The organism is Crystallibacter degradans, from assembly GCF_012952295.1.
Taxonomy (GTDB): Bacteria; Actinomycetota; Actinomycetes; order Actinomycetales; family Micrococcaceae; genus Crystallibacter; species Crystallibacter degradans.
Genome location: NZ_JABBCH010000009.1, coordinates 23,296 through 43,493, shown reverse-complemented (window position 1 = coordinate 43,493; position 20,198 = coordinate 23,296). Strand labels below are relative to the sequence as shown.

General features: G+C 64.0%; 15 protein-coding genes and 3 pseudogenes. 12 read left to right on the top strand and 6 right to left on the bottom strand.

Annotated features, from left to right (window positions below):
- Window positions 1–84 precede the first annotated feature (84 nt).
- A complete protein-coding gene (locus HGO92_RS14620; protein ID WP_169996068.1) occupies window positions 85–561 on the bottom strand; it encodes a hypothetical protein in 477 nt (158 codons plus the stop codon).
- Window positions 558–2,330, bottom strand: a complete 1,773-nt coding sequence (locus HGO92_RS14615; protein ID WP_169996066.1) for a zinc-ribbon domain-containing protein — start codon at window positions 2,328–2,330, stop codon at window positions 558–560. Before HGO92_RS14615 ends, HGO92_RS14620 begins: the two co-directional genes overlap by 4 nt.
- Window positions 2,331–2,607: 277 nt before the next feature.
- On the opposite strand from HGO92_RS14615, the gene HGO92_RS14610 reads away from it, so the two are divergent.
- A complete protein-coding gene (locus tag HGO92_RS14610; protein WP_169996064.1) occupies window positions 2,608–3,954 on the top strand; it encodes a competence protein CoiA in 1,347 nt (448 codons plus the stop codon).
- A gap of 170 nt (window positions 3,955–4,124) precedes the next feature.
- Here the strand turns inward: HGO92_RS14610 and HGO92_RS14605 are convergent, their stop codons facing one another.
- Window positions 4,125–4,979: a DUF4062 domain-containing protein gene (locus HGO92_RS14605; protein ID WP_169996062.1), complete on the bottom strand. Its 855-nt coding sequence runs from the start codon at window positions 4,977–4,979 to the stop codon at window positions 4,125–4,127.
- Window positions 4,980–5,062: 83 nt separating this feature from the next.
- Between HGO92_RS14605 and HGO92_RS14600 the strand changes: the two genes are divergently transcribed.
- From HGO92_RS14600 to HGO92_RS14585, 4 genes are all read left to right on the top strand, one after another.
- A complete protein-coding gene (locus HGO92_RS14600) occupies window positions 5,063–5,398 on the top strand; it encodes a hypothetical protein (protein ID WP_169996060.1) in 336 nt (111 codons plus the stop codon).
- Window positions 5,399–5,574: 176 nt separating this feature from the next.
- On the top strand, window positions 5,575–5,982 hold the full coding sequence (locus tag HGO92_RS14595; RefSeq protein WP_169996058.1) for a hypothetical protein: 408 nt from the start codon (window positions 5,575–5,577) through the stop codon (window positions 5,980–5,982).
- A 1,821-nt stretch (window positions 5,983–7,803) separates the two neighbouring features.
- On the top strand, window positions 7,804–10,242 hold the full coding sequence (locus HGO92_RS14590; protein ID WP_240974653.1) for a type IV secretory system conjugative DNA transfer family protein: 2,439 nt from the start codon (window positions 7,804–7,806) through the stop codon (window positions 10,240–10,242).
- Window positions 10,242–11,660 carry a hypothetical protein gene (locus HGO92_RS14585; RefSeq protein WP_169996054.1) on the top strand — a complete coding sequence of 473 codons (1,419 nt, stop codon included), beginning with the start codon at window positions 10,242–10,244 and terminating at the stop codon, window positions 11,658–11,660. Before HGO92_RS14590 ends, HGO92_RS14585 begins: the two co-directional genes overlap by 1 nt.
- Window positions 11,661–11,811: 151 nt before the next feature.
- Here the strand turns inward: HGO92_RS14585 and HGO92_RS14580 are convergent, their stop codons facing one another.
- A complete protein-coding gene (locus HGO92_RS14580; protein ID WP_169996052.1) occupies window positions 11,812–12,201 on the bottom strand; it encodes a heavy metal-responsive transcriptional regulator in 390 nt (129 codons plus the stop codon).
- Between the two features lie 89 nt (window positions 12,202–12,290).
- Between HGO92_RS14580 and merA the strand changes: the two genes are divergently transcribed.
- The 3 genes and pseudogenes from merA to HGO92_RS23780 form a co-directional block, all read left to right on the top strand.
- Window positions 12,291–13,682 carry a mercury(II) reductase gene (gene merA / locus HGO92_RS14575; RefSeq protein ID WP_169996050.1) on the top strand — a complete coding sequence of 464 codons (1,392 nt, stop codon included), beginning with the start codon at window positions 12,291–12,293 and terminating at the stop codon, window positions 13,680–13,682.
- A 177-nt stretch (window positions 13,683–13,859) separates the two neighbouring features.
- Window positions 13,860–15,038, top strand: coding sequence for an MFS transporter (locus tag HGO92_RS14570; RefSeq protein WP_169996049.1), 1,179 nt, complete (start codon window positions 13,860–13,862; stop codon window positions 15,036–15,038).
- Between the two features lie 215 nt (window positions 15,039–15,253).
- A pseudogene (locus tag HGO92_RS23780) lies at window positions 15,254–15,682 on the top strand (PhnD/SsuA/transferrin family substrate-binding protein); the annotation flags it as partial.
- A gap of 35 nt (window positions 15,683–15,717) precedes the next feature.
- Here the strand turns inward: HGO92_RS23780 and HGO92_RS14565 are convergent.
- Both HGO92_RS14565 and HGO92_RS14560 read right to left on the bottom strand, forming a co-directional pair.
- Window positions 15,718–15,846 (bottom strand): annotated as a pseudogene (locus HGO92_RS14565) (HAD family hydrolase); the annotation flags it as partial.
- A 179-nt stretch (window positions 15,847–16,025) separates the two neighbouring features.
- Window positions 16,026–17,519 (bottom strand): MFS transporter, encoded by a 1,494-nt coding sequence (locus tag HGO92_RS14560; protein WP_169996047.1) that lies wholly within the window; start codon window positions 17,517–17,519, stop codon window positions 16,026–16,028.
- Between the two features lie 257 nt (window positions 17,520–17,776).
- On the opposite strand from HGO92_RS14560, the gene HGO92_RS14555 reads away from it, so the two are divergent.
- The 4 genes and pseudogenes from HGO92_RS14555 to HGO92_RS14540 all read left to right on the top strand — a co-directional run.
- Entirely contained in the window at window positions 17,777–17,953 is a 177-nt protein-coding gene (locus HGO92_RS14555; protein ID WP_169996045.1) for a hypothetical protein, read from the top strand.
- 230 nt (window positions 17,954–18,183) lie between these two features.
- Window positions 18,184–19,002, top strand: coding sequence for a DUF8832 domain-containing protein (locus HGO92_RS14550; protein WP_169996043.1), 819 nt, complete (start codon window positions 18,184–18,186; stop codon window positions 19,000–19,002).
- Between the two features lie 164 nt (window positions 19,003–19,166).
- Complete coding sequence (locus HGO92_RS14545) at window positions 19,167–19,706, top strand: carboxymuconolactone decarboxylase family protein (protein ID WP_169996041.1); 540 nt, start codon at window positions 19,167–19,169, stop codon at window positions 19,704–19,706.
- Between the two features lie 53 nt (window positions 19,707–19,759).
- Window positions 19,760–19,915, top strand: a pseudogene (locus HGO92_RS14540) (MFS transporter); the annotation flags it as partial.
- Between the last annotated feature and the right edge of the window lie 283 nt (window positions 19,916–20,198).

The window sequence follows — 20,198 nt, the reverse complement described above, 5'->3', positions numbered from 1 at the left end:
CAGCAGGGGGAGTTCACCTCAAAAGACCCTAAGGCTGGTATTCACCCCGGCGTCGTGGCCGGGCCGCTTCGCCGGGCAGGGCAGCTAGACGACGAAGTTCTGGCCTCGCCAGACCCGGACGTACACCTCGGTAGTGCCTTCGTAGAGGATGACGGTGTTGCGGGTCCTGGCTTCCCCGCCAGTGTAGCGGCCGCCACCGTGGTTGGCGCCCAAGCATGAGCAGATGCATTCGTCTTTCTTCGCTTTTATGCAGCTGTCATTGCAGCGCTGCCTGTCCGAGAACTGGAGGTAGACATCGACCAGCCCGCACTGGTCAGAGATGGCCTCCACCGCCAAACCGAGGTGCTTTCTGGAGATCCTCCAGACATTGCTTTCCTCCAGCTGAGGACGCAGGTTCTCTCCGGTGTCGAAGCCTGACTTGATCCAGAACCTGTTATGGTCACCGTTGGCCTTGTACGGCAGCCAGACATGAAGGGCGCCAGTGATCGGCCGGACGATCGTAGGAGTGGATTTTCGGAAGCCGAGGTTGGCTTCGGTTACGACATCAAACGGCCCATTCACTGGGAAAGCTCCTTCCCAGAGAGCACCCGGTCTTCAGCCCACCTGAGCACCTCGGCGATAACTGCATCAGGCCGCGGCGCCGTCGAGAACACGGGCATCTCGAGGTAACGTTCGTCGTCGATGCCCAGCGTCGGCAGGTCGTCTTCGCGGAGCCGAACGACCAAGTAGCCGGCGGAGAGCAGGTCCAGGCTCTTGCGCCGGTCCGTCAGCCGCTTACCCTCGGGTGCGTGCCAGTAGGCGCCGTCGTACTCGATGGCGATCTTCCGGTCATCGAGCGTGGCGAGGATGTCAATGGTCCATCTGCGGGCGAACGCCTTATCCCTGACCGGGGCACCGGAACGGACCTTCGTGAAGACCTTCTTCGCCGCCTCCAAGTGGTCGAGCTCGACACGGGACTTGCCGCTCTGCCTGCACTCCGGGCACTCGGAGCCATTCGACCGGACGGCAAGGGCCGCTTCCCACCGGTGCTCCGGCTCCACGGAGCACACCCACTTCGGGACAAAGGAGGTCTGGGCGGTCGGCCGGATCTGCCAGGGGGTGACCGGGTTCTCCGGGCTCCATTCGGCCGCCAGGCCCGGGTCGTACCAGGCCAACGAGTCGAGGATCGTCCGGCATTGCGGACAACGCTGCCTCTTATTCTTGTTCCGGCTGCGGACCTGCTCTTCCCACTCGTAGCCGCAGCAATCGGCCAGCCACCAGACGGTGCGCTTGGAGTCCGGCACCACGTTCTCCGGAGTGTGCTTGGTCCCGTTCCGGGTTGGATGCCACTGGGCGGCTATCTCCGGCAGTTCTTGAGCCAGGGTGGGCCGGCTCTTGGGGCTTTTGGACTGGCCCCGGCAGAATTGGCAGCCGGAGCTCAGGTATGTGGAGGGATTCACCCGGGCGTAATGCCCGTTTCGACATTTGAACCGGCGAAGTTGCCAGTCGCCTGCCACCATGACCTGGCTTGGGTCGGCGTCATCGGCCCAGGCATCCAGCAGTTCGGGCACGGCAGAGACCGCAGTTCGCTTTAGCTGCTCCCTCTCTTCGGCCCAGCTGGTGCTCCTTGCCTCCTCGCACTTTGGGCACTGCAGCCAGCCCGTCATGCTCAGGACCTTGCGTGTGAACCGGTGACTGCATTCAGGACAAGCCCATTGGACGACGCGGTGGGCGCGTAGTGTCACCGTCTGCAGGTCGGCCTCGCTGTTGGCTTCGTGGTCCCACCACGTCAGTGCAGGGTGTCCCGAGTCGATTAGCAGGTTCTTGGTCTTGCCCGCGCGCGCCGCCGGTTTGGGCCGCTGCGGAGCAGCATTACGAGTGCAAGTGCAGTTGAACTCTCCCGGCCGTTTTGCTTCCTGTCGCCCGCACAGCCGGCACCGGGTGATGACCGGGTGGTTAGCGCTCGGCAGCGGCACCAGGGGCTCGACCGGGTCGAACCCTTTGCGGTCCAGCATCTGCCGAAGCTCATCGACGCCCACGGGTCCGCTGCCACCGCCGGCCATCTTATTCGCATGCTCAGCCCAGGCGGTCCAGTAGCAGCGCCTGCAGGCAGGCTCATCTCGTGTCCGCAGTTCCAGCAGGTACTTGAGCAGATAGTGGCACTCGCCGCCGCAATTACGGCAGCATGTCAGCCAGCGCTCGTTTTGGCCGGGAAAGTCGCCCAGGGGAACCAGATCGAGTTCGGCCAGGATGCCGGTCAGGCAATCGGTGCACCACGCCGGCTTGCTCCTGGTCGTGAATGCCGCCGGTTTTCCACATCCCTCGGTTGAACAGACCTGATCCTTTGCCATGATTCCCCCACATCCTTTCACCACTCCCCGAGACCTTATCTCCAGCGGCGAGGGTTTACGAAGTCGTCTTGAACCGGCGATCAATCATGACGGCAAGGCTGCGTGTCCGGCTGCCCTCGGTGGGGAAGGTCAGGTGAGCGGTGTCGCCGTCGTCTCCGTTGTCCGCCTGGCAGAGTGCTACACGGGCGTCCGCGCGGAGAACGCGAAATGTGGTTGAATCGGCGTAAATGGGGTCGGCGCCTGGAGCCGCCCTGAGGACCGAGTTCGGGGGTGCCGGTTGCCACTTGTCGCGTATCTGGATGGTGAGCGCATCGACGCCACCAAGAAGACGTCTCAGGACTGGGACGACCTGCAGGCGTCCGAGGAACGGAAGCGGCTAAAGATGCCGCTGTGCGGTGTCAGGGCTGTTGCGAAGGCACGCGGGCTAACCCAGTTCTTCGCCCATTTCAGGCTGGCCGATTGCACGGTGGAGCACCAGGGCGAGACGCCCCAGCATCTGGCCATGAAGGCAGCGCTGGCGGCGTACATCGACTCCGTCCCCAACTGGAGTGCCTGGGTCGAGTATCCGCATCCTTCCCAGGAATGGATCATCGATGTCCTCGCCGTATCCGATGACGGCCGCAGGTATGCCTTCGAGGTCCAGCTGTCCAGCCAGAGTCACAGCGAATACAGCCGCCGCAGCCAGCGGTACTTCGACAGCGGCGCCTTCCCGGTATGGCTGGTCCCCCAGGACCTCGAGTACCACCCCATCAAGATCCCCGTCGTAGTCACCGGCTTCGGCAAGAGCTCCGAGGTTCCGGATGACCCTTCCACTCTGCTGGAGCTGGAAACGGAACAGGAGGTCGTCCGCGGAGACCACGACCTGCGACGTTTCCTGGAACGGCTGCTAACTTTCGGCCCGGACTGGGCCTACGGCGCCCCGGATGAGCAGACCAGAAAAATCGCGGCTGAAAGGAAGCGGCAGGAAACAGCCCGGCAGGCCGAAGCGGCCAAGCAAGCCGAGTACACCCGGATGATCGAGGAAACCAACCGCAACAGCGCCTCCCCCGAGGCGGCCTACGGCGCCCACACGATCCAGACCGAGGACGGCCCGTTTGTCTGGGCCACGCTGAACCAGTGCTGGAAATGCCGACACCCGATGCTCCTGTGGGAGGCCAGGGGGCCCAAATCCGGCAAGCCTTTCGTCAGGGTGCCGACACTGCAGGTGAAAGGCGAAGTCGACCAGAAGCGTTATGAGAACCATCCGGATGTACACCGGCTTGTCGACCGGTGGATGCGGGAGACCAAGGCAGACGTCGACAAGGCTGTGATCGATAAGCGCAAGAGCCAAGCCAAAGGGTCGATCTACAGCGCCTTCGTCTGCCCCTCCTGCTCAGCTCTCATCGGCCAGATATTCGTCTCCTGCATCCGGAACGAGAAATGGGCCATTATCAGCGCCCCGAAAATTCGTGAAACCGATGTGGAGCGGGCCCGGAGAACACCCGCAGTACACCGACCCCAGACAGACCGGCCGTCCCGGGTCCGGCAGAACCGCATGTCCGACGCGCAGTGGGCTAAAGAGGTGCGCGATCGAATCGATCGCGGGCCGGAGGCATCAGGCTCACAAGACACGCCTGCGACCTGAGGTCCTACGGCTTTGGCGTGCTGCAGCGGTAGCTTCCGACTAGCGGCCGGCGCTGGCAGAATGACGAGCAGGCCCGGGCTCTCTCGGACGCCCGCGGCGCCATTGCCGAGGCGAAAGAGGCCCTGAACCGGGCCGCCCGCGCGGAGCCCTGAACCAGGGCATCAGGCCGGTCAGCTCACGTGAAATTCCTTTGACTGCTCTTCGCCGTCCTCAGTCCATGAAAGGCGCACCGCGGGCTGACCAGCACCGCTCAGCATTATCAGGGGGACGTGCCGCATCTGGCCCCTGTGGATGTCAGCCAGTTCGCCGTCGTTCGCCAGCATCATCCCTGCGTCCGGGTCCACAACCTCGATACGGGCGCTCTTGGCATCCTGGTCACCCTGATTGGTAATCTCCAGCCAGTGCCGCGTCGAGTACTGCGGCTTGTTCTGCTTCGAGTACCCCTTCAGCTCACGCTCTCGGCGGGGCTGCACGAGCAGGTCCACGCCGACGTTACGCTTTGGGGCACCTGGGGCTCCCAGGTCTAGGGCCGCCAGGTCGTGTTCGATGGCCTTCCATACCTCGTAGTTGAGTTCGCTCGGGCTACTAAACTCCCCAAGGATGCCCTTCTTCTGCAGGGCCTCCTTGAAGTTGCGCACGGCGGTCAGCTGCTCGACGTCCACATCGTTAGGCAGCGGGCCGTTGGAGAAATAAACGTGCACATGCTTGCCCTGCTGCTCGGCACGTTCGACCTCCTCGACGGTCCCGGAAATAGCCTCGCCGGTGGGGCTGCCAAGGCGGCTGCCAAACAGCGCGAAGACAATGTCGGACTTATCGACTCCTTGAGCATTGATTAGCGCCTGCGGCCGGTCCCCCAGTGTCGGGACGGCGTTGTCCTCCCAACGCCACGGCAGCAGCACAACCTGCCTGTTGTGCGAGTGCGCCACATTCCAGCCGTGAATGGCTGCCTCTACGGCGTCCCTTGCTTCGGGCAGGTCGGACGGGGAAGCGATCATGACGCTCAGGACGTTTGCAACGTAGCTCATAGCCACATCCTAGACAGGTTTGACGCCGGTTCAGGCCCAGCCTGTTACCGTCCCATAAGTCATCGACCGGGCAGTTGATCGCGATGCGTCTCGTCATTGTGCTCGGTGTCGGCATCTTCTTCGCAGCGCCGCTCCTGCAGCCGACGGCAGTCGTCACGACCGATGACGTGCTGCTCTCCTGCTCCTGCTTCCGCAAGCGGATCCCGCTCCGCGATATTGCTTCCGTCGACCCGTCCAGCTTTCCAACCCTCGGCTACGGCTACCGGATCCTGGGCAAAAACCACCGCGGCTTCATCGCCGGCGGGCCCCAGGTTCGGATCCTCCTGGACTCCGGGAAGCAGTACGAAGTCAGTGTCGAATCCGTGGAGGACTTCATCTCGGCCATCAGCGCGGCCATGAACGGAAACGGTCGGCGGTAGCCACAAGCCACGGCTCAAATTCCTATCGGAAAAGTGGCCATCAGGATAGGGACCTGAGTCCGTTGTTCCCAGGAGTTTTCAGGCGCAAACTGATCCGACGACACACAGAGCCGCCCCCTGGGCATCGATCCGTCGCGTGTCGCCCCGCCCACCCCAAACCTCGAACGGAGCTCCCCATGAATGCAAAGTGCAACACCTCGCTCGCCCTCGCACTTGCCTGTGCCTTCGGAGCCTTCTCCGTAGCAGCCCCTGCCCACGCCGTGAATCAAATCGTCGACATCAGCGACGAGGCCACACTCACGCAGCGAACCGCCCAAGGCACTTTCACTGTGATCTGCGACGCGGGCGACACCGGGATCGTCATCTTCGACCTCTTCCAGGACACCGGGCGAGGCACGTCCGTGGTGGAGGAAGGACAGTTCCTGTGCAGTGGCGAGGAGCAAACAATCACATACACGTCCACTCCTCAGCGCGGAAGCTTCCGGCCGGGTACGGCCACCGCCACGGTGAATCTCGTGACTTGCTCCGCTGGAACTTGCATTGAGGAGGCCAGGACATCGGAGGAGATCCAACTGACAAGGTGACCCCTCTTCCGGCCCGAGCCACCGTGCCGATTATGTCGGCGGTAGCCGCAAGTCCCGGCCAAGCGAACGCGCGGGCCGAACGACGGCGATAGCCGCAGGACCGGGAGCGGAAACCGAACGGGAGCCGGGGCCGGGCCATCGGGAAATTTTTGTAAGCCGGAGGCAGACAGGGCCCATATGTTAAGAGGGTTCGGCGCTGGCGCGCCTCACCCGAAAGCGAACCGTCGCGTGTTGCTTGTCGGGTCCCGTTGCGTTCACCCCCATGTCATGTCGTCTTCGTCTTGCTGTACCTGTTTGGTGAACTGGCGGCTGCGCCGCCGGGTCTCCTGCGCTTTGGTCGCTGGCGCTCCCGTCGCTTTGGTGACCCCGTGCATCGTGACGCCTCCGCGCTGTGGTGACGTTCCGCTTTCCTAGCCCGCTGCGCGGGCGGTCCCGCCTCGCTTGCCTTCTCGTTTCACTCTTCGTGCTGCTTCTCGTTGACCTGGCGGCTGCGCCGCCGGTTACCTGATTGGTTGCCTTCTCTCTTCGCTGGCCGTGCCTGTTGTTGCTCGGGCTTTTCTCCTGATTGGGCAGCAGGCTGCTGCCCAATTGGTGGTCCCTGTAGGTGCAGAGAGTGTCTGCACGATTGGCGTCCTCCTGAATTGTCCAGACACGTCTGGACAATTGGGCGGTTCCGAATTGTGCCACGGCTTGTGGCACTTTTAGTGCAGCGATTAGTGCAACGGCCTGTTGCACCTTCACCGGATCTCCCACAGGCTGTGGGACATTTGCGCGTGCCGCTACGTTCACCTGATCGATCATCTTGCGGTCGTGAGCTTCTGCGAAGCAAAGGTCACGGGCAGGCGATGATTCATCATCGTCCTGGCTTCGCCGCAGGGCGGGCGCCTGGCCGGGTGTTGCTGCAGGTCCTTGGCCTGCTCGTGGTGAATGCCGCTGCGCGGCAGGGGACGCTGTTCGTTCCCTGAGTGCGTGGCTGCTCGTTGTCACGGTGAGGCGTGCATCGACAGCTTCTGCGAAGCAAAGCTGGCGGACAGACGACGATTCATTGTCGTCTGTGGGCTGCGCCCTGCCGGAGAGGATGCCGGCTCGATGGCAGCCTGTCCGTTTCCCGTGTCGCAGACCGTGCCGGTCGTCGATAAGACGACCCCGCTCCTGCATGGCCGAAGGCCACATCACCCAAGTGCACATTCATGCACAAGCTGGCCACTGCCCCGTGCAATACTGCACCCTCTTCCATCGACAAGCCAACCACTGACACGCACCCCCGCCAGGTCGCACGGCACGGAGCGTTGCGCAGCAACCGACAGCCGGGCGGCCGGACACCAGACACACCCTTCGAGGCCGCTTGCGGCCGGACACACAACGATCCCGCGGCGCAGCCGCCATACGGTCCTGAGCTTCTGCGAAGCAAAGGTCAGGGGCAGGCGATGATTCATCATTGTCCTGGCGAAGCCGTACAGACAGGCGCCATGCTTTACAGCTTGCCCAGCTGCAAGCTGAACGATTGACAGGTTGTACAACTGAGAGAAAACCTCGGACAAAGTCCGCGCAAACCCCACCGCCCACCGTCACGGCCGCACACACAAGATCAGATACCCACAATGACCAGGACGGGACCGCCCCCGGCAAGGTGAAGTAGGTCCTCGCGGCCGCTGCACGTGATGACAGAGAAATGCCTACTGAAGGGGCCAGGCGGCTGCCCATACCGGCTTCCGGGGATTTACGGCATCTTTACAGTGGGGATCCGTCCTCTAAAAAGCCGCAAATCCCCGGTCCTGGGCCTGTAGGCCTCGGAGCCACTGTCTCCGCATGTTTATAAGTATGGAACAGCGCATTTTCCGGATGGCCCGCGCCGGCGGGATCGACACCAACCCGACGACCTTCATGCAGCGGGCAAACACCTTTGCCTCGGCCGCGACCCAGTACGGCACGACGACCATGCTGACCCGGCGCGAGCAGACCGGCCTGAACGGGTACGTGATCATGCCGGCCGAAGCCGCCCGGTCCAAGGCGGCCCTGGCGCTGGCGCACACGGTCGGCGCGAAGTCGGAGGAGACGCAGCTGCCGGACGATCTGGGCGACACCCCGGTGATCGGAACGCTGACCTTCCGGCCGTCGCCGGTGCTCCGCGAAACCCAGAACGGGATCGACCCGTCCGAGTTCCCGAAGCTGCTGGCCAACACGATGCCCGAAGGCTCGTGGGTGGCGGTGTCGCTGCGCAAGCCGTCGAACAGAGAGCGCAAGTTCCATACCAAGTGGCACAACTACCGGCTGGGCAATGCGAACCCTCAGCACCACTCCTACTCGCCGAGCGCGATCATGATCTCGGTGACCGCCGGCGGCGCCAGCCAGGACGAAGTCCGCGCGCTGCTGGGCCAGTTCACCTCCGGGATGCCGGGCTTCGATCTGGACACCGACGTCCGTTTCCCGAAGACCAGGCACAGCTCCTGGTTGGGTGTCCCGGCCGGCCTGCTGCTCGCGGCCGCCACTATCTTCGGCCTGCCGCAAATCCCGCTCGACCTGCCAGGCTTCACGGCTCCGTCGTTGTTCGCCATCGCAGGGTTCCTGCTCGTCACCGGGCTCGCCGGGCTCACCGGGCGCATGCGTTCCCCCGAGGTGAAGCTGCGCGCCAAACTGTCGGCGGCCCAGTTCCCACCGCCGCCGTCGCGCCGCACCAAGCCGCGTCCGCCGCACAAGGAAGAGACGATCAAGCGCACCATCAACGAGGGCGGCGAGAAGAAGACAATCGACAAACACATCAAGGCTTTCGACGGCGACTACCCGTTCGCGCCGGACGTGTTCCTGGTCGGGCCGACGGTTGTCGTCGGCATGGTCTCCCCGCACGCGGGCGCCATCTCCGGTGAGACCGTCTCGCGCGAACGCGCCACCCCGCCGGCAATGCTGCAGCCGATCGGTCCGTTCATCGGCACCAACCAGGACGGCAAGGCCCATTTGTCCGCTCCCGCCATGACCTTCTCTGTTGCGGTGGTGGGCAGGCCCGGATCCGGCAAGAGCTTGCTGACCCGGACACTGTTCGGTTGGCACTGCCTGGAGCGCGTCGCCCCGTGCGGCCGGCCCGGCTACCCGGGCCGCAACAACACGCTCATCGCGTTCGAGTCCAAGGGCGACGGCGTCGCCAAGTATCAGGCATGGGGGCACACCATGGGCGACCGCACGCTCGTCATCGACGTCGCCGATCCGAACACCCCAGGCATCGACCTGTTCGCCGTGCCCGGCACCAACGAAGAGAAGGCGCTCTTCTTCACCAACGCGATGATCTACACGTTCGGCAAGGACGCCATTGGCTACCGCTCCGCCACCACCTTGAAGGCGGTGCTGACCGCGGCGCTGGCCGTCAACGACGAACTCATCGAGTCCATTGAAGGGCGCGACCCGGCGGTCATCCGCACCGGCATGTCGCCGATGTACTACGCCTACCTCCTGCTGGCCGGCCGCTCCGACAAGGTCGGTGTCGAACTCGCCGAAGGCATCAAGGCCCGTGCGGTGAAGCTGCGCGAACGCGGCAGCCCCGACCCGGTCATCGAAGCCGGCTGGGCCGCCATCGCGTTCCTGTACGACGGCACCACGCCGTCGAAACGCGCCGGCCTGGTCGAAGCCCCGTTCTCCAAGATCGAGGACCTGCTCGCACTGGAACAGTGGTGGTCACCGTCCCGCCGCAAGGTCACCTGGGACCAGATCATCGAAGGCCACAAGTCGGTCATCATCAACACCGGCACGTCCGCGACCGGCGCCGTCCTGGACGACTCCGTGAACCACGCGATCTCGTCGCTGCTGATGTTCTCGCTGCAGAACGCGCTCAAGCGCCTGACCTCCGGCTGGCTTGAACAGCAACGGTACGTGACCATCTTCGCCGACGAACTTTCGCTGCTATCCGGCTCCAGCCCCGAGGTGATCGGATGGATCCGCGACCAGGGCCGTTCCTACGGCATCCGCGCCATCCTTGCGACGCAGCGGCCCGAGCAGCTAGGCCCGCAGCTGCGCTCCAACTTCCTCACCTACGCGACACTGATCTCGTTCTCCCAGACCGACGTCGGCACCGCGCAGGAGATCGCCGCCAACCTCGGCGGCCACGGCGAATGGACGCAGGAAGACATCCAGTTCCTCGAACCTTTCCACGTGGTCATCCGGTCCGAGGTCGACCAGAAGCGGCAGTCCGCGTTCATCGTGAAGCTGCCAAACTTTGAAGCCAACATGGCCTCCTACCCTGCCGCCCAGGGCTATGTGCAGGCGGCAGCTTGATGACAGCCACCACGCTCAACGGGCGCAAGGTTTCCACCGTCGCCCCGTTCCGCCGCGAACCCGAAGGCGTACTGCACGCCGACATGCTCCCGTCCGCGTGTCCGGACACCGAGCTGGCCACCGAATCGCGCCGGGACCCGTACTGGGACCGCCTGTGGGCACCCGGCTCCCAGGCCGTCTGGACGACGGCGTCCATGGTCCGCCAGCGGATCGAAGAAGGGTCGGCACCGCGCAAAGAGATGCAGTTGACCCAGGACGAGGCGCTGGAGAAACTCCTGCACGGCTACGGCTGGAAGGAGAAGTTGGCGTGCTGGGCGGTGCTCGACTCCTGGCGCACCGTCACCGCCGAACAGATGGCCGCGATCACAGGCCGGCGCTACCTGTCCGATGAGAGAGGCTCGAGCGTTTCGGCGTCGTTCGCCACCGGGATCATGGACATCGGAACGTTCCCCAACCCGCTCGCAACAAAGGCCGCCAGCCGTGCGGCCGTGTACCGTCCCGGTCACCCTGATGTCTTCGACAACCTCATCCGTCCGCGCCTGACCTGGCCGGAGGAACTCTCCGTCACCGGCGGCGGCGAATGGTCGAACAATGGGCTGCACGACCGGCACAACATCCTGGCCACCGAGCTGTGCCTGCGCGCCGCCGAGTACCTGCCCCTGGGCGCCGTGCTCGGTGAGAAGTACGCGACCGTGGATCTGCTCGCCGGCTCCGGCCTGGGCAAGAGGCTACCGGAGACATACCAGCGCCGTGCCGACGGCGTCCTGGTCCGCGACGACGGGCTGCGCATCGCCATCGAGCTCACCGCTACGACCGGAGACTCCTTCAAGAACAAGGTCCGCAAGTGGGCGGAGTTGATGACGCAGCGGCCGCTGGAAACCTCCGGGCTGACCGTCCTTTTCGTCGCCGCCCCGCACCCGGACCGAACCGCCGGCGGCAAAGACCCCCGCGCCGGCATTTACCGCACCCTGGCCGAGGTGCTGCGCTCCTTCCCCGGCACCGGCGAAGACTCCCCCGCCGCCCGCATCGGCGTCGCCAACTGGGAAGAGTGGTTCCCGGGCCGGCACCTGATGAGCGAAGCGTTCTTCACCCTGAAGGCCGACTTCGCGCTCAACGATGCCAAGGGCCCGGGCAAGTGGGTGGCCCGCGAACTGCTCGGTGACTACCCGTTCACGCCGTGGGAAACGTTCGATGCGACAGCGGTCATCGAGAACGCACCCCTGTTGGCGGCGACCCCGTACTGGATGCGGGCCGGCGACTACACCCGGCTCATCGGCTCGCCGTCTTCACGCGCCGGAGTCGAGCTCGTGCACAAGGCACCAGCACGACCGGAAAAGGTCAAAGGCCGCGCACTGGGTGAAGCGGTCGGCGCAGCCGGTAAAGCGAAGCTCCCGGACCGGCTGCGCATCACCGGCTGACCGGCTTTCTCCTGACCTTCCCAGGGGCCCACGTACGGCGGTTACGGTCTCTGGGTCCGGTGCGTGGTCTCAGGGCGCCGAGGCGACCGAATACACGTGGTGTTTGGGGCACAGAAGGCCTGAACTGAACGTGCGGCGTAGGCCCTGGTGATCAAATATAACGACAGACTTGATCAGGCCGGCACAATGACGAGTCTGGGGAGCGGCTGGATTCGTGGAGTTTCGCGACTGTTTCGCGGAGCTCCAACAGGTCGCTAATCTGCCGGTCGAGTTCTTCCAGCCGCTCGGCCAGGAGGGTTTCGACATGGGCGCACGGTGAACGCCCTTCATCGCGGAGATGAAGAATTTCAGCGATTTGGGCCAGAGACAATCCCGCGCTCTGGCCCCTGCGGACGAAATCGAGCCTGGAAACCATATCGTCAGAATATTCGCGGTATCCATTCGGGCTCCTGTGAGGCGGCGGAATCAGGCCAGCAGACTCGTAAAACCGCAGTGTTTTCGCCGTTGTCCCGGTAACGGCAGCCAGCTCGCCAATCCTCATCAACGGTCCTCCGGTCCTTTTCGTTCTTGACCTTCCATCTTACTGGAAGGTTCATGCTGGGGTGGAGGCTGTTTGAAAGGAGCTATCCAGTGGAAACGGATTTCGAGTTTGACCTGGCCGTGGTGGGTTCCGGCGGGGCGGCGATGGCCGCTGCTATCACTGCCCGGCAGGCGGGCAAGACGGTGCTGCTGATCGAGCGCGGCACGTTGGGCGGCACCTGTGTAAACGTAGGGTGCGTACCGTCCAAAACACTGCTGGCCGCAGCGGGCACCCGCAATGCGGCACTGGCCAACCCTTTCCCGGGCGTGCCGACTTCCGCCCAGGAAGCGGATCTGGGATCACTCGTCAGCCAGAAGGACCAGCTGATCGACCAGCTCCGTGGAGCGAAATATGCCGATGTCGCCAAGGCCTATGGATTCGAAATCCGCAGCGGCGAGGCGTCCTTCTCTGATGCCGAGACCCTTGGGGTCGATGGTAAGGCCGTCTCGGCCCGCTCCTTCATCATTGCAGCCGGCGCGGAACCGGCAGTACCAAACGTCGCCGGACTCACGGACGTGGATTATCTGACCTCCACCACTGCCATGGAGCTGACCCGGCTGCCAAGGTCTATGGCCGTCATCGGCGGCGGTTACGTGGGCATCGAACAGGCACAGCTCTTCGCGCACCTGGGAACTAAAGTAACGATCATCGGCCGGATAGCGCCCTCCGCGGAACCGGAAATGATTGCCGTCCTGCGCTCGGTGATGGAGCAGGACGGCATCACCATGATCGAGGAGCATGCAGCCTCCGTCACCTTGAAGGACGACCAGACCTTGGTCTCCACCGAGTCGGGTCAGAGCGTCAGCGCCGAAAAAGTGCTGGTAGCCACCGGCCGGACCGCCCGCACCAACGGCCTGAACCTGCCGGCAGCAGGGGTCGACACCGATGAGCGGGGATTTATCCTGGTCGATGACAGCCAACGCACCACCAACCCGCGCGTTTTTGCGGCCGGAGACATCACCGGCGCACCGCAGTACGTCTATGTGGCTGCAGCGACCGGAAAGGCTGCAGCGGCCAATGCATTTCGTAACAATCCCCGTGTCCCGGCGACCCGGATCGACTACACCGGTTTGCCTGCAGTCATTTTCTCCCGCCCCCAACTCGCCGCTGCCGGGCTGACCGAGGCCGAAGGCCTCGCCGCAGGCTACCAGTGCGAATGCCGGGTGATGAGCTTCGATGATCTGCCGCGCGCCCTAGTCAATCAGGACACGCGGGGGGCCATCAAAATGGTCGCCGAGGCGGGAACCGGAAAGGTTATCGGCGTGAGCGCTATCGGAGTCCATGCCGGGGAAATCATGCTGCCGGCGACCTACGCTATCAAAGCCGGTATGACCACCCGGCAAATCGCGGACACTTGGGCACCGTACCTGACCATGTCAGAGAGTCTGCGCCTGGTAGCGGGCATCTTCCATAACGAAATGCCAACCTCCTGCTGTGCCTGATACCGCTGTCAAACAACCTTTGTCCCCGGCTGAGGAAAATGCCTGCGAGATCTGCTCATATTCGACGATCTGGTCACCGTCAGGCGTTGGCCGCACCGGACCGAAAGAAGTGGAGCCAGCGGGCATGAACTTGTTCGAACCGGTCGCTTGAAGTCCCGGACCTCTTTCACCGCCTTGATGCGGCAGCAGCCGTATCGCCGCCTGTGGATTGCCCGGACCGTTTCGCAGTGGGGGGATGCATTCAACACGGTCGCGCTGGCCTTGCTGGTGTATTCGCTCACCGGTACCGGCCTGGGGGTGTCCGGGGTGGTGATTGCGGAGATCATTCCGGTGTTGTTGCTGGCTTCTTTTGCCGGTCCTTTGGTGGATCGGTTTCCGCGGGTGGCCGTGATGATAGCTGCGGACCTTGTGCGGGCTGCTCTCGCATTCTCGCTGCCGTTCATGGCCGGCTCCGTTTTTGCCGTGTACGCTGTGGCATTCGGCTTGTCTGCCGGCGCAGTGTTCTTTAATCCGGCGTCACAGTCGGTCCTTCCCTCCCTGGTCCGGGAAAGGGACCTTGTCGCGGCCAACAGCGGGCTGTGGACCGCAGCGGTGGTTTCACAGATTGTGCTCGCTCCGCTGGCCGGCGTCGTGGTTGCCGCATTCGGCTACGACTGGGCGTTCTGGATCAACGGGGCCAGTTACCTTGCCTCTGCCGCTGTGTTGTTGCGCTTGAATGTCCCTGCCGGCATAGCTCCGGCAGGGCGTTCCTCGTGGTACAGGGAGGCAAGGGAAGGTTTATCAGTCCTTGCCGGGCACCGGCTGTTGCGGGCGCTGGCCGGAGCGCAGTTCCTCGGCGCGCTCTCAGCGGGAGCCACCGGGGCCCTGCTGGTTGTCCTGGCCCGGGAACATTTGCAGTTGGGCGAGGCGGACTATGGCCTGTTGCTCGGCGCCATTGGGGTCGGTGCTGCGATCGGCCCGCTCATCCTTTCCCGGTTCACGGACAACCCCCGGCAGGCAGGGTTTGTGCTGGGTCCTTTCGTACTGCGCGGAATAGTCGACGCGGCACTCGCAACGGCCGCCGGCCTTGTCCCGGCGATGGCAGCGCTGGTCGCGTACGGGCTCGGGACCTCTACCGGAGCAGTCACCTTCAATTCCCTCCTGCAGGCCGAAACCCCCGAACGGCTGCGTGGACGGATATTCGCGACCTTCGACATGCTGTGGCAGTCCGGCCGTCTCATCTCACTCCTTGCCGGCGGCCTCATCGCCGACATCTTGGGCATCCGCGCCGTTTTCTACCTTGGTGCCGTGCTGTTGTTTGCAGCAGCCTGGGCCGGCTGGCACGGCCTCCGAAAGGAACGCGCCAACAGGCAGTAGGCCGTCGCTCCGGCGTACCTTCAACAGCAGATGGCATCCGACTGCCATGAGCCGCTCAGGTCCACGAATCGGCGGCCGCGTGTCGGATAGTGTACCGCCGTAAGTCAGGCTGGCAGGCCGGCGAACAATTCCTTGACGCGGCGGTCGAGCTGGTCCCTGATGGTGAGCACTTCTTGCAGAGTCCGGCGCCGGAGGGCGCCTCGCTCGTGTTCGCGATGCCGCCCGGTACTGATGATCCGGACATCCTTGCCGAATCCGAGATCATCGAACAGATGATCGCCGATGCGACCGGCAAGGAAGTGCAGCGGGAAATGCCCGCCGATTATCTGGGCGTGGTGGAAGCAGTGTGCCAGGGCCAGGTGGATGTGGCATTGATGAGTCCGTTCTCCACTGCCCTGGCTGTCAAAAACGGTTCAGTGGCCCCCTGGTGGTCTGGAAGGGCGATGACTAGCCGGCGTCGTTCTGCTATTCACGGCCGGACAGCGGCATCGACTCCATCGCTGACGTCGCCGGCCAGCAGGTTGCTTCCGTTGATCCGGGTTCCACCACAGGCTATTTCATGCCGAAGTCCCTTACTTGCCGATAACGGGCTGACGGACGGAGAGGACTACGAATCCACGTTCGCGGGCGGCCACGACTCGGCGATGCTGGCCATGAGCGCCTACTTAGGCGTGCATTGGACCTCGGTGATGCCGGCTTCCTTGCCGAGGCCGTTGGCGGTGATGGTGTTGTCGCCGGTGAGCATCGCGGTCGTGTAGCCGGACCGGGTGAGCCGGGCGATGACCTCGCGGGCCTCGGGGCGCAGCTCGTGATACGCCGGCATGAACGAATGCCATCACGAGGTTACCCGCGCCGGAAAGCTTGATCCTCACAAGGGCTTGGACAGCGTTCCGAAATTCGGGGTTGATCAATAGGTCTTCCCGTCGGATCGAGGGGCCGTCCCGCTTGCGTTCGACGGGACGGCCCGATGGTGCAATGGGATGCTGCTTAGTGGTGGTGTGCTGCGTGACCGTGTCCGGCGGTGGCCGGTCCGGCTGGTGCCATCGTGTCGCTGTGGTGGTCATGGCTTTCGCCGGCTGAGCTTTGCTCGTGCTCGTGGGCGCGATCATGCGTCGTGGCGTTGGCGCGCCTGTCGAGCAGCGCCCAGGTCAACACCGCGATGATGAGTCCGGTTGCAGTGATGAGGCCGCCGATCCAGTTCACCGACGCCAGCCCGAGTCCGCCGTCAATGGCTGCGCCACCGAGGCTGATGCCGATGGCGCTGCCGAGGGTGAACGCGGAGATGTTCGCCGCGGACGCCACGTCGGGGGCGTGGCCGGCAGCCTTCATGACGCGCAGTTGCAGGGGTGCGACGACCGCGAACGCGGTCACACCGAACACGAAGGTCATGATCACTGCGGAAATCGGATTTTGGATGGCGAAGGTCATCCCGAAGAGCACCACTGCCAGGGTTGCGAGTGCGCCGAGCACAGTGGGCATGAGTGCCTTGTCGGCGAGCTTTCCTCCGAGCGCATTCCCGACGAAGAGACCGGCGCCGAACAGCAGCAGGAGCGGGGTAATCCAGCCCGCGTCGAACCCGGTGACCTCGGTGTATTGCGGCGCGAGGTAGACGAAGCTGGTGAACACACCGCCGTAACCGAAGAGTGTGGTGAGCAAGGCTCCCCAGACAGCGGGCCGGGTGAGGGCCCTGAGTTGCTCTCGCAGAGTAGGCCCGTTTCCGGCGCCGCCGAGATGGGCGAGAGCGTGGGCATCGAGCCCCTCAAATTCGCTGCCGGCTGCTGGAGAGGCATGGCCGTGCCCGTGCGACGCAGCCGAGGTTTCGACGGGCTCGACGAGGCTCTGCCCTACTGTCGGTTCATGGGTATGTGCGTGCACACCTGCGGAATCGTGGGCGTGGTGCGCATCGTACGCGTGCACCCCCTGCTTGGCGGTTCGCGGCAGTGAGATGAGCAGTCCCAGCAGCGCGATTCCCCCGAAGACGACCAGCGTCCAGAAGGTGAACCGCCATCCGAATGCCTGACCAACCGCGGCACCGAGCGGGGCGCCCAGCACCGTGGACGCCGTGAGACCGGAGAAGACGATCGCGACAGCCCGTCCCTTCCTCGCCGCGTCAACAAGTTCCGCGGCAAAGACGGCGGCGATGCCGAGGAATGCGCCGTGTGCTGTGGCGGAGATCACGCGTCCGGCCATGATCAGCTCGTAGCTGGGCCCCAGCGCCGACACCACGTTGCCAAAGAGGAATACTGCGGTTGTCAGTAGCAGCATGGACCGGCGCCCGAACTTAGTACCGATCGCGGTGAACACTGGGGCGCCGATTGCGACGCCGAGCGCGTAGATGCTTTCGAGTGCGCCGACCTGCCCGTAAGTGACGTTGAGGTCTTCGGCGATCTCTCTGACGACCCCGGCGACGATGAACTCATCGGCTCCCATTGCGAATGCGCCGATGACCATCGCCCAGATCGCGAGTGGCAACGTTTTCATTTCTGCAGCTCCTTTCCGTTGCGGTTCATGGTGCCCGGGTCGACCTGTATCGGCTCATCGCGCCATGCACATCAGAACCGCATTACCCCCCGGGGGTATTCCAGATTTGACGAACTATTGTTGCAGAGGCAGTTTTAGGCCACCGGACCGCGGCGCCCCTCGGCGGGAGAGGCATGTGCGGGCGGGAGAGGCATGCGCAGGCGGGTTCATCCTGGGGGTGACCCGCCCTAGCAACCTGGCAAGCAGGCAGGCAAGCAATGACGATCGCTGGCACGGGACAACCGACCGTGGATCTGCTCAACGGCCTTCGCCCGGACGGCGACGTCGACGTCGGCCGGGATGGCGCCACATTCCGGTCGCGGGAGCTGCCACTGAAGACCGGGATGACCTTGATGAAGCGCCGACGGACGGCCAGCCCGCCGACAATGTCGTGACGGCCATCCTGATCTCCGGCTTCTTCGTGCACCGGGGTTCACTGTTAACCTCACGAATCGTCTAAATCAGGAGTGTCACACTGTAGAGGAATACCCCATAGGGGTATACAGTTCTAGTAACGGGCAGACACTCCGAAGGTGCCGACCCAAGGAACGAACAGAGATTTCCCGCCTACATCCTGGCGGACTGCTCCTTCGAATCAGAGCTGACAGCAAAAGGTGGGAATGACATGACAAACGAACTCGATCACACAAACCACGAAAGCCACGGGGGCCACAGCCCCCAGGGACACCGTGCCGGGCACGATGCCGGTCACCGCAATACCCAGCCCGGCGGAGTGCTCGTGTCCGAGCATGGCTACACTCTCGAGCTGGACGCCCCGATCCTGGGCAGCGGACTGCAGACCGTGAGCTTCAGGATCATCGGACCCGATGGGCAGCCGGTCACTGAGTACCAGAACGTGCATGAGAAGGAACTGCACCTGATCGCCGTCCGTCGCGACATGGCCCACTTCCAGCACGTACATCCGGTGCGGGACGCTTCCGGAACCTGGATCATCGACCTGAACCTAAGCTCCGGTGTCTGGCGGATCTTCGCCGACTTCCACCCTGCCGGGCGCGGTCAGCCGATGACCCTGGGTATCGATGCCTCCGTCGGCGGCACGTATGAGCCGCAGCAACTGCCCGCCGCGGACCGGACGGTGCAGCTGGGCACCTACACCGTGACGCTCGAGGGCGAGCTCATGGCTAACGAGGCCAGCGAACTGACGTTCACCGTCAACAGGAACGATGAACCCGTAACCGACCTCCAGCCTTATCTGGGAGCATTCGGTCACCTGGTGGCACTGCGGAGGGGCGATCTCGCCTACCTCCACGTACACCCGGAAGGCGCCCCGGGCGACGGGCAGACGGAGCCGGGACCGAAGGTATCGTTCTTCACTATCGCCCCATCGGGCGGTACCTACCGTCTCCACCTGGACTTCCAGCACGAGGACACCGTCCGGACAGCACAGTTCACCGTACACGCGACTGCGGCCGCCACATCCTGATGTAACACGACCCGCCGGGCGCACCGCACGACCTATAGCACCGGTGCGCCCGACAGGCATCGGCGGGACCGGATGCCCCGGGCCCCCGCCGCCTGGCCGTAGATGCTCCTCCGCCTCACAACAACTTCATCACCTTGCACAGCCCGCCAAAGGATCAGATCACCATGCCTCGCCTCGCTCGACTAACTCCCCAGACAGCAACCGGTGCCTCCCGCGATCTTCTGACCGACCTGGTATCTCGACACGGCCAGATCGGCGACATGGTCGCAACCATGGCGCACTCCCCCGCCGTCCTGACCGGCTACCTGCAGCTCAGCCGTGCCATGAAGCGGGCCAAGCTCAGCCGGAAGGTCAGCGAACTGATCTCGATCGCCGTCCAAACCCAGCAAGGGTGCGGCCTGTGCCTGGAATCGCACATCAGTGCCGCTTTCGCGCTCGGGATCGACGACGAGGAAATCGATCGCGCCCGGACCGGAACGTCCGCGGACCCCGGTGTCGCGGCGATGATCACCCTAGGGCTCCAGGTTTACCGGGAGCCGACGTCCATCACCGACGAGCAGATCCTCTCCCTGTACGATCACGGCTACAGCGAACGCGAGATCACCGACGTCGTCGGTGTCGTGTCATTGAACATCCTCACGGGAGCGTTCAACCTTGTTGCCGGCCTGACCCCGCACCGCCCCTCCTCCGGCCGCAGGCCCTAGCCCCGGTTCGGCTGCGAATACCAGCCGAACCGCACATGGAAAGGAACAGGACTATGCGCTTGTTCGCCGTCCGCGACTATCGCCATCTCTTCAGCGCCCAAGTCATCGCCCTTTTCGGGACCGGCCTGGCGACCGTCGCCCTCGCATTGCTCGCCTACGATCTCGCCGGTCCCGACGCCGGCGCCGTTCTCGGCACCACGCGTCGCATCGGCCAGCATCGAAAAAATCTCTACCGCCAATTCGACGTATTGGCTATCGGCATAACGGCCAAACGGCCACACACTTCCTTACCTGCGTTCATACGCAGGTTATTACATAGGTCTGGCACAGCAGGAATAACCCTGGATGGAGGTGGCGCGCAGGGAGCAGGGCAGCGGACCGTCGCTCCTGAAGCCGAAAGGCAGCGCTGCGCGAAAACGACCGCCGCCCCACCTTGACAGCAGATACCCATTGGGGGTATACCTATCCATTAGGAGTACCCCCTAGGGGTAT

Bases quoted from the DNA above. Each gene is read 5' to 3' on its own strand.
- HGO92_RS14600 (WP_169996060.1), top strand. From the start codon at position 5,063: ATGCGTCTCGTCATTGTGCTCGGTGTCGGCATCTTCTTCGCAGCGCCG.
- HGO92_RS14595 (WP_169996058.1), top strand. From the start codon at position 5,575: ATGAATGCAAAGTGCAACACCTCGCTCGCCCTCGCACTTGCCTGTGCC.
- HGO92_RS14555 (WP_169996045.1), top strand. From the start codon at position 17,777: ATGACGATCGCTGGCACGGGACAACCGACCGTGGATCTGCTCAACGGC.
- HGO92_RS14560 (WP_169996047.1), bottom strand. From the start codon at position 17,519: ATGAAAACGTTGCCACTCGCGATCTGGGCGATGGTCATCGGCGCATTC.
- HGO92_RS14585 (WP_169996054.1), top strand. From the start codon at position 10,242: ATGACAGCCACCACGCTCAACGGGCGCAAGGTTTCCACCGTCGCCCCG.
- HGO92_RS14550 (WP_169996043.1), top strand. From the start codon at position 18,184: ATGACAAACGAACTCGATCACACAAACCACGAAAGCCACGGGGGCCAC.
- HGO92_RS14605 (WP_169996062.1), bottom strand. From the start codon at position 4,979: ATGAGCTACGTTGCAAACGTCCTGAGCGTCATGATCGCTTCCCCGTCC.
- HGO92_RS14615 (WP_169996066.1), bottom strand. From the start codon at position 2,330: ATGGCAAAGGATCAGGTCTGTTCAACCGAGGGATGTGGAAAACCGGCG.
- HGO92_RS14570 (WP_169996049.1), top strand. From the start codon at position 13,860: ATGCGGCAGCAGCCGTATCGCCGCCTGTGGATTGCCCGGACCGTTTCG.
- HGO92_RS14590 (WP_240974653.1), top strand. From the start codon at position 7,804: ATGGAACAGCGCATTTTCCGGATGGCCCGCGCCGGCGGGATCGACACC.
- HGO92_RS14545 (WP_169996041.1), top strand. From the start codon at position 19,167: ATGCCTCGCCTCGCTCGACTAACTCCCCAGACAGCAACCGGTGCCTCC.
- HGO92_RS14580 (WP_169996052.1), bottom strand. From the start codon at position 12,201: ATGAGGATTGGCGAGCTGGCTGCCGTTACCGGGACAACGGCGAAAACA.